Source organism: Candidatus Methanomethylophilus sp. 1R26 (assembly GCF_001481295.1).
Lineage (GTDB): Archaea > Thermoplasmatota > Thermoplasmata > Methanomassiliicoccales > Methanomethylophilaceae > Methanomethylophilus.
The window spans coordinates 1-8630 of the sequence record NZ_LOPS01000033.1 but is presented as its reverse complement, the minus strand read 5'-3'; the positions used below and the strand labels follow the sequence as shown (position 1 = coordinate 8630).

General features: G+C 50.6%; 8 protein-coding genes and 1 CRISPR repeat array. Of the genes, 2 read left to right on the top strand and 6 right to left on the bottom strand.

Annotated features, from left to right (window positions below; genetic code table 11):
- Positions 1-14 precede the first annotated feature (14 nt).
- Positions 15-981: a CRISPR direct-repeat array (repeat unit 32 nt; unit sequence GTCGCACCCCTCGCGGGTGCGTGGATTGAAAC).
- 407 nt (positions 982-1388) lie between these two features.
- The 6 genes from AUQ37_RS06325 to AUQ37_RS06300 form a co-directional block, all read right to left on the bottom strand.
- A complete protein-coding gene (locus tag AUQ37_RS06325) occupies positions 1389-1712 on the bottom strand; it encodes a zinc ribbon domain-containing protein (RefSeq protein ID WP_157844319.1) in 324 nt (107 codons plus the stop codon).
- 344 nt (positions 1713-2056) lie between these two features.
- On the bottom strand, positions 2057-2641 hold the full coding sequence (locus tag AUQ37_RS06320) for a DUF4276 family protein (RefSeq protein WP_255354893.1): 585 nt from the start codon (positions 2639-2641) through the stop codon (positions 2057-2059).
- Between the two features lie 100 nt (positions 2642-2741).
- Positions 2742-3260, bottom strand: a complete 519-nt coding sequence (locus tag AUQ37_RS11295) for an AAA family ATPase (protein WP_201013818.1) — start codon at positions 3258-3260, stop codon at positions 2742-2744.
- A complete protein-coding gene (locus AUQ37_RS11290) occupies positions 3254-3811 on the bottom strand; it encodes an AAA family ATPase (RefSeq protein WP_201013817.1) in 558 nt (185 codons plus the stop codon). Before AUQ37_RS11290 ends, AUQ37_RS11295 begins: the two co-directional genes overlap by 7 nt.
- 415 nt (positions 3812-4226) lie before the next feature.
- On the bottom strand, positions 4227-4757 hold the full coding sequence (locus tag AUQ37_RS06305; RefSeq protein WP_157844318.1) for an RloB family protein: 531 nt from the start codon (positions 4755-4757) through the stop codon (positions 4227-4229).
- 39 nt (positions 4758-4796) lie between these two features.
- Positions 4797-6014 carry an ATP/GTP-binding protein gene (locus AUQ37_RS06300; RefSeq protein WP_058747876.1) on the bottom strand — a complete coding sequence of 406 codons (1218 nt, stop codon included), beginning with the start codon at positions 6012-6014 and terminating at the stop codon, positions 4797-4799.
- A gap of 1019 nt (positions 6015-7033) precedes the next feature.
- Between AUQ37_RS06300 and AUQ37_RS09615 the strand changes: the two genes are divergently transcribed.
- Together AUQ37_RS09615 and AUQ37_RS06290 are read left to right on the top strand one after the other, a co-directional pair.
- Positions 7034-7471, top strand: coding sequence for a nucleotidyltransferase domain-containing protein (locus AUQ37_RS09615; protein WP_082662449.1), 438 nt, complete (start codon positions 7034-7036; stop codon positions 7469-7471).
- Positions 7472-7781: 310 nt separating this feature from the next.
- Positions 7782-8378, top strand: coding sequence for a hypothetical protein (locus AUQ37_RS06290; RefSeq protein ID WP_157844317.1), 597 nt, complete (start codon positions 7782-7784; stop codon positions 8376-8378).
- Positions 8379-8630: the final 252 nt, after the last annotated feature.

Here is an 8630-nt window from a genome sequence, read left to right as displayed (position 1 = left end):
CCACAATGATCAAGGTCGCACCCCTCGCGGGTGCGTGGATTGAAACTCCGCAGGGTTTGACGGCGTCGCCAATGACCAGGTCGTCGCACCCCTCGCGGGTGCGTGGATTGAAACCCGGAGATGTCCATTCCGAAGGCGAGGATTTCGTCGTCGCACCCCTCGCGGGTGCGTGGATTGAAACCGGATGTCTCTGTGGCGCACATCACCGCCCACCAGTCGCACCCCTCGCGGGTGCGTGGATTGAAACCTACAACGGCGCTGGTGACTTCAGGAACTACCACTGGTCGCACCCCTCGCGGGTGCGTGGATTGAAACACGATCTGCGTGTCGATGGTCGTCTGCGCGTCGGTGTCGCACCCCTCGCGGGTGCGTGGATTGAAACCACCTGCCGAAGCTGGCAGCGGAACACGTCGCCGTGTCGCACCCCTCGCGGGTGCGTGGATTGAAACTATGGCACATGCCAGTGGATGCAGGGCAATCCCGAAGTCGCACCCCTCGCGGGTGCGTGGATTGAAACAGACGATTACAAGGAGTACCGCCGGAACGAAGAGTCGCACCCCTCGCGGGTGCGTGGATTGAAACGGGCGCATCGACACCGTGGCCATGTGGGCTGACAGTCGCACCCCTCGCGGGTGCGTGGATTGAAACGTCCAGCCGCAGGCCATCATCGGCCTCACGGTGGAGTCGCACCCCTCGCGGGTGCGTGGATTGAAACACGTAACGGTAGTCCCCGACATAGCAGAGGATCCCGTCGCACCCCTCGCGGGTGCGTGGATTGAAACACGCTATCGATCGTCGGCGGTACGATGCAGGCTATCGTCGCACCCCTCGCGGGTGCGTGGATTGAAACTCCTACAAAACTCAAAATAGCTCAAAATAGGGTAGTCGCACCCCTCGCGGGTGCGTGGATTGAAACGGGATCACCCCCGCCTACGCGGGAAACACATGATGACCGTATTTTCTAAATACGTGGATTGAAAAGAGAGCATTGGCAAATAAGATCAGACTCATTCAGCTTCAGCAATGCCGTTTACCTGAACAAACCTATCTCAATACGATAACATATAGGCATTTCGACTTTATCCCATATATAATTGGCATATTTTACGGTACAAGCTAATGACCAAATACCCTTCTGAAAGAAGTGATGTGGAAATTACGCAGGCAAACAACAAGTCCATCCTGCGCTTTACGTCGGTTCATTAAATCTCCGGCCGTCTGTTTAACCATTTTCTGAAACCCGGAAAACATCGCCGATCATGTTTCCCGTCCGCCGCGGCCATGCCGTAACAGCATTCTCCAATATGCATCGGGCCAATCCCTCAGGCCGGCAGGAGTATGGACAGGCATATCCGCGGCGGCAAGCCCGCCGCGGAGTTCGATTATCCTCACCTGAGCTTGGCGCCGCACTCGGCGCAGTATTCGGAACCGGACGGGCCCGAGGCTCCGCACATGGGGCAGACAGCCTCTCCTGCGGACGCTCCTGTCTGAGGGCCGGACCCGGCCGAGCCGTAGCGGGGCGCCTGCAGCATAGCGGCCGGAGTGCCGCACACGGGGCACGATTTATCCCTGGTGGCCACATAGATGAGGTAGATCAGGCCGAAGATTATCCCGAGGATCAGGAGTATTATGAGGATCGCTATGCGGGTCCCCGTCCATTTGGTGACGTCGACATTGCGCCCGCAGTTGGGGCAGTACATCATTTCCGCCATGATTGAATCATGACAATATTGATATTTTATCATTACTGCTTCTGTATTGAATTTTGTCTCTTACGTTTCCAAGCAATAATCTGGGACAATGATACGCCGCAGATGTCGGATATGCTTTGCAGAAAGACCATGCTGGCCGCAGGATCTGCGGGGACTGTAGGAGGCCGCTGAATACAGCCGAAAATCAGAAAGAAATTGTTTTGTTTCCTCGGCCGGAGACTGGCGGAGACTGCGCTGTTATTCAATTGATTAACAATTGTTAATTATAAATGCACGAATGACGTCGGAAAGGCTGTATGATCCCGCATCCGAATAGCATCGGTTTCCGGATACCTGAACAGCGGTTACAATAACCCTCGCGGAACAATGTGCTCCGACCGCGAATGCGGTTCGCCGCAGGTCCTGCTTACTCTGTCCAGCCAATATCCGAAGTGCCGGCATTCGGAGATTATCTGATCCAGCGTAATTCCCTCCAGGATCTTGCTCGTATTGAATATTTTTGCATGAGTATATCCCGGGATGACTCCGTCCAACCTCCTGGACGGCAGAGTATTGGGTTCGGTGTTTATCATCTCGGGGCATGACGCCCGGCTGACGATTTTCCTTATCTTGTCCGGGGCCGCCTTTCCGTATCCGGCAAATGCATCGGGATTGCAGTACAGGTATGCCTCGAATTCGTGAAGCTCGAAATTCATCATCAGATTGAGTGCACCGATGTCCTTCTCGATCGCCGCTTCTTTCGAACGGACGACATCGTACATCGTACCCGACATATCATATTCCAGAGGAAGGCTGATGACCGGAGAATAATCGATCATTGTGGTGACGTACTCGTGAGAATGCTCTCTGCATATCCTGGAGAGGTCTCTCTTCACCTGAGTGTAGTTTATTATCCCGCCCTTCCTGCCGGAACTGCCGTTCCCCGCCAGTATGGTATTCGCCGCGATCCCCTGGATCCGAAGAACGGCTGCAGAAGTTTCTCCGTGAACATCTTCTCGGTGTGCCCTTCGCAGTAAATGTACAGTCTGCTCACGGCTGTCCCCCGAAGACGTTCTTCTTCCATACGGCGCTCAGCGTGTACTCGTCCAGCCAATCCCTGAGCTTTTCAGAGGATAGGCGAGAATATTTAGAGCCGTCCGAGGTCAGTTCGGCAACGATGATGTCATCGGCATCGAAATAATCGAGGAGCTCAGCAGACTGAGTGGATATTATCAGCTGCTTGTCGGCGGATACCCTGTGGACCAGCTCGGAGAACAATGAGATGGCGTAGGGATGAAGACCGAGCTCCGGTTCGTCGAGTATGATAGCGGACGGCTGCAGCTCAGGAGGCTGCAGGAGCAGGACCGCCAGGCATATGAAGCGGATGGTCCCGTCGGACAGCTGGTTCACGCCCAGCACCTCGTCCAAACCGACCTGCTTCCATCTCAGGAGTATTATCTCATTGTTCTCCGCATTCGGTTCCAGCACGAAATCCTCGAAATAGGGGGCTACCAGCCTGACCGCGCGGACGATATCGCTATATGAGTCCGGATGGGACTTCTTTACCATGTAAAGGAAGGGCGCCAGATTGGAAGCGTCATGATGCAGGAAAACACTGTCGGACAGCATCCCGCCTGCTTCATCCCGGAAGAGGCCGTAGTGTCATGGAAATGGTATACTCTCCATTTCCTCGCCTCCAGCACGGGCCTGACGTAAGGATCGATCCCGTTCAGAACCCCTTTCTCATATTCGGATTCGAACCCGTAGGGGACCTGCCTGCGCACTGGAGTGTGCACATCATTCCATCCATAGTATTCACTGCTGAAAACAAGATTGCCGGAATCGTTAGGGACCAGCTGGAAACCGTAGGAATTGTTGTCGAAGAAGAACTCCATCTCGATGATCTTCGTCTTTTTCATCCCGCCGTACAGCAAAGAGGGCAGGCCGGCTATCCCCACGGCCCTCTGGAGGTTCTTATCGAGGATATTCTGCAGGAAGAACAATGCGGATATGAAATTGGACTTCCCGGAACCGTTGGGGCCGATCAGGACATTGATGCTGCCCAGGTCGATCGTGCAGTCTTTGATCGACCTGAAACCGCGGATCGTTACCTTCTTCAATCTGACATCTTGCATAGCATCGGCCCCGAACAGAGCATTACTGCATCCCGTTGCGGATATATGTTTCCTCAGTCGGCTGATGGCGCTCACTGAACCTTCCATGATGTTCCTCCGGATTCCCCTGGATCGAATGAAACTGCAGAATGTCCGGCAGGGACGGCCGCACGTTCGGCACAGCATTCAGGGCCGGAAGAGCATAAAGCAGGAACGTGCTGCAACCACCGGAAACTGCCTGGTACTTCTTCCTGAACTTCAGTTGCTCTGAGTCGCGCCACGCTCTGTTCGGATTCGGATTCAACTTAGAATTAAGCAGCCTATCGGCAGCCGTTATAGGATTCTGCGATAGGCCGGACTCCGGCAGTTTATACAAACGGCGAACTCAGGGAAAGGCAGAAATGATGAGCAAAACGTTCTCTCATCTGTGCCGATACTCTTCGATGGCATCGAACAGCTCGAACAGATTGGAACCGTTATCTGCTTTCCTAAGGCGGACAGCGGTGTCGCATCCTCTCAGGATCCTCTCGGCCACGCCGCGCTTCCCGATGAGGAGGTTCCAATAATCGCCTGTTTTGGAATAATCCGGTATGAACTTCTCCAGTGCGGACTGCGCATCGGCCGGGCTCCTCAGCAAAGACAGATCATATCCGAAATGCGCCAGGAAAACCGTTTCGAAGCAAGGCTTGGAGACAATGAGCCCGATGCCGTGCTTGGCCGCCTGTGCAGAGGCCTTTTCCAGATCCTCTTGGCTGGTATAGTCCGTGTCGAAAACGCAGAATGCTCTGTCGCCTCTCCTGAGTTCGATCCCCTTATTCCTGATCTGGGATACTGTGTATCCGATGAGCTTCCTGGGATTTGCCTCCGGGGACTTCATCACTGTGAGGGAGCACCCCATGTTCCTCTCGCGCAGATGGTTCAGAAACGTCTTCTCCGTATACCCTTCCGTCACCACAAGCACGGCTGGGATCTGCCGGAATTCGCGCATGTCTCACTCCATCAGCCTTTCGGGGGCTATGAAGGGCTTCGCTCCGAAGCTGCCGTTGAGATAGGCCTTCCGTATGTCGGTGCTGTTCCTGACCTTGTAGTCCGACAGCCTCCTCAGGTCGCTCGCACCTGTATCCCAGTCCCTGACGGTGAACCATATCTGGTCCCTTCTGACGATGTTCTGGTCGAGGAGGCCTACCTCATGGGTGTTGAATATCAGCTGAGCCCCGTGTTTGTTCTCGGCCGGATCCAGGAAAAGGCCCAGTATCCACTGGCATACGTCGGTGTGGAAGCTCATATCAATCTCATCGATGACAAGGGTCCATCCGTTCAGCAGGGCACTGACGACCGGGCCTATGACGCTCATGAAGCGGACGGTCCCGGAGGATTCCGAAGATATGGGGAACACCACAGTCTTGCCGTTCACGGAATGCTTTACCCTCAGGTCTTGTACGGCCAGGAAGGGGACGCCCGGATCTACCTGGGGGGGCTTGGGGGACCTTTTCTTGTTGTTGTCGAAAACGTCGATGATGCCGAAATCGGCGATCTTGAATGCTTTCAGGATAAGTTTCCTGAATCTATCGTTTCTAGACATGGAATCCGTGAGGATTTCCAGGGACACTGCCTGATCGTAGCCGCACATTATCATCATGCCGGAGGATATCCAGTTGTAGAGTTTCGCGCAGACCTCATCGTTGAACTGCGCTGAGACCGATAGGAACAGGGTCTTTTCCTTGACCCTCCTCGCATTGCCTTCCCTGAACCTCTTGTCGCTTCCGAAGGAGAACTCCTGTCCCATCCTCTCGAACACCTTCGTCTTCCTGCCGTTGGGGTAATATGAAAGGGACTCCTCGGCGATCCTCTCGGAATCGTAGGAGAACGAGTAAGCATATCTCACGCCGCCGACAACCCATACCGTCTCGAAGCGGGTGGGCCTGCCGGAGCAGGAGGGGTCCAGGGCGAACGGGGTGTAGTTGAGCCTCACATTATCCATATGGGTGGGGGAGAGCATGACGAAATTCCTGAACAGCTGCATTGCCTGGAAGAGGGTTGTCTTCCCGGATGCGTTCGCCCCGTAGACCGAGGCGGTCCTGAGAATGCCGTGCTTCATCCCCGCATCCATGACGTTGTCGCCGAGTTTCCTGTCGGCAGTCGCGGTCATGTCCAGGACGGCCGCGTCTTTGAAAAGCTTGAAGTTGGAGACACTGAAGCTGATCAACATGAATATGCAAAATGTATTTCTAAACTTAAAATTTACCAAAAGTTTGCAAATTATCGATTTAAATTTATTGAAACAACAAATTATCTGCAATTGGTGATGGGAATATCCATGCTGCAGGATACGAAGCCCGTCACCGATGAACATGTTTCGCTCCGTATTATTCGGTGAAATCCTGTTCTTCGGTATCAGCGCCGTCCTCCCGAACGAATACGGGGGCATCCGCATGATATATAAGGATTCGAAGCGGATTTCCGAACACAATTCCGTATGAGTTTCGAATAATGTCTTATTGATTTCTAAGTAATTACATACAGACAAAAGAACGGCCCAGCGGACGGATCAAAACTTCTAGAAGAGCCGATCGCAGCGGTCCCGGACGGGGAGATTGATGGCAGTTTCCGCCCGAGATAATTAGCAACGGTCGATAGCAATAATGGAGATGCCGGCAGGGAGCATATACACTCTACAAGTAAGAATTCACATCTCCAATGCATAGTTATTAACTATTATTATAAATACTGTTATTAACATTATAATGTATGATGACTAAAAAATGCGCCGAGATTAATATCGACAACCCTTTCCCCGACAGACATAACAGCAATAGGAAAGAGTGGAAGGAATTCCCAGAATGGTTCTGTGAGAATAAAACCGAGGAATATCGGAAATGGGAATAATAGGGGAGATAAGCACAAAGGTGATCAAGACAACAAACGGCGGTTCTTGCTACCTGTGTCTTCGATTGAAAATGCTCAGATTGGCGCTTACACCGGCTATAATTACGGAAGGAAACAATCTCTGACGATCCGTTCGCATCATTCGAAAACATCAGCTCTGCAAGCTCTCGACGCCATAATAAAAGCGACAGCAGACTGCGGAAGTATTGATAAAATCGCATTTTTATCTTTATGCGCAATGTCAAAAAAAAATTGTTTATATATATATTATATAGACAATATATCTAGTTGAATGGAATCCGAGAATATGTAGACAGGAAATGTATTCTCTGAATTCGGCAGATGGCTGTCCCCAGATCCATACGAACAAATGGAGATCGAATACAACATAGATTTCATCAGCAAAATTTTCGAAAAAGAAATGACGAGATTGAAATTATTCTCGCAGGTTCATATCAACACGGAACATTCGATGCGGAGAACAGCGACGTTGACCTTTTGGTACAGTTAAATAATCCTGCTTATTTAGCGATGGCTCCCAGAATATCTAAAAAAGTAATTACCTCGATGCTGAAAGAACTGCCTCATTCAAAAATTGTACGTGTAGGAAAACATGCTGTAACAATCGCCATTCACGGCAGGAGATACCAATTCGTCCCGATGATCAATGATGGCAAGAAAAATACATCGCGTCGGGAGACGGCTCCGTTGGAAATCTTCGATCCGAAAAATTTACCAGAAATCTTGAAAGTATCGATCGCAAACATGACGGCAAAGTAAAAACAGCGATAACATTAGTAAAGAGACTTAACACGAATATGGAACACAAATACAGACTTACTTCACATGATATTGAATGCATAGCATTAGAAAAATTCGAACAAATGCCGAGCAACGCCAGTCTTCAGAAAATGATCACGGATTTAGTGGGATATATCGCGTTCAGAGTCCATAATCCGCAACCCGACTGCACAGGGCAATCTAGATATGTCGACGAAGAACTTGGAAAGTGCTTCAATAAAAAGACGCCATGCAATATCTGAAGAATACTCGAAACTCCATGAAAGTCTGAAAAAATGCGAGGAGAAAAATGACTGTGAAGGAATCGAAAGAATGTTGCGGTGAAGAGGCCGCCGATGGACCCAGCAGAGATGAGATTGCTAACAGGATCGATTCTATGCTGACAATGCATTCAAGAAAAAGGGATGAGTTGGTTTTCAGATCATGGCTACTGGAAGCGCTGTCGGTCATCTCTTCCGTTGCAATATGCAGCATGACGTTCTATGATTTCGATAATTCGGAGTCTTGGCAGAAGGCATCCATGAACGTCTTGTCCATAATTACTGTTATGTGCTCTCTGGTATGGCTTCGCAGCACATCCAAAATAAATGCCGACAAACACCAAGAAGCAACGAGGCAGTATTCCAAACTGAAGAAGGAACTCGAGGGGCTCGAAATCGAGAAAAGGGACACGAACGATGAACTGAATCGCATAAACAAGGAGATTGCCGAAATATCCGACATCATCCAATTCACCGAGAGAGACTTCATCCGTTTAAAACAATATCGCAAAAGAAAAGATTATTACAAGAAACACATAGGAGAGTACCTTTCCGTACCATACAATATTGCACTGTTCCGCATGTGGAAACGTCTCCGCAGAGAAGAGAAGGCGAAGAAGAAGTGAAAATTGAATACGTACCCAGAAAAGAATATTCTCAATACAATAGATAGTTTATTGCAGAATGCCTCCCACACCTGCACCATCATCTGAAAACATCGATGAATCTGAAATTCCAGCACATGCTCGTAGGAAGCGGCAGAACCAAGCTGGTTACAAGAACCCCAAACGGTGGGTTCGATCTCGATTATCTGTTCCTTTTTAGCTCTGATAAAAAGGAGTTTTCGGAATTTGGAGAAATAAAAAACGAAATATAGA

What these genes read in the sequence shown, in the direction of transcription:
- AUQ37_RS06325 (WP_157844319.1), bottom strand. Translation starts at nt 1,712, where the DNA reads ATGGCGGAAATGATGTACTGCCCCAACTGCGGGCGCAATGTCGACGTC.
- AUQ37_RS11295 (WP_201013818.1), bottom strand. Translation starts at nt 3,260, where the DNA reads ATGGTAAAGAAGTCCCATCCGGACTCATATAGCGATATCGTCCGCGCG.
- AUQ37_RS06300 (WP_058747876.1), bottom strand. Translation starts at nt 6,014, where the DNA reads ATGTTGATCAGCTTCAGTGTCTCCAACTTCAAGCTTTTCAAAGACGCG.
- AUQ37_RS09615 (WP_082662449.1), top strand. Translation starts at nt 7,034, where the DNA reads ATGGCTGTCCCCAGATCCATACGAACAAATGGAGATCGAATACAACAT.
- AUQ37_RS06290 (WP_157844317.1), top strand. Translation starts at nt 7,782, where the DNA reads ATGACTGTGAAGGAATCGAAAGAATGTTGCGGTGAAGAGGCCGCCGAT.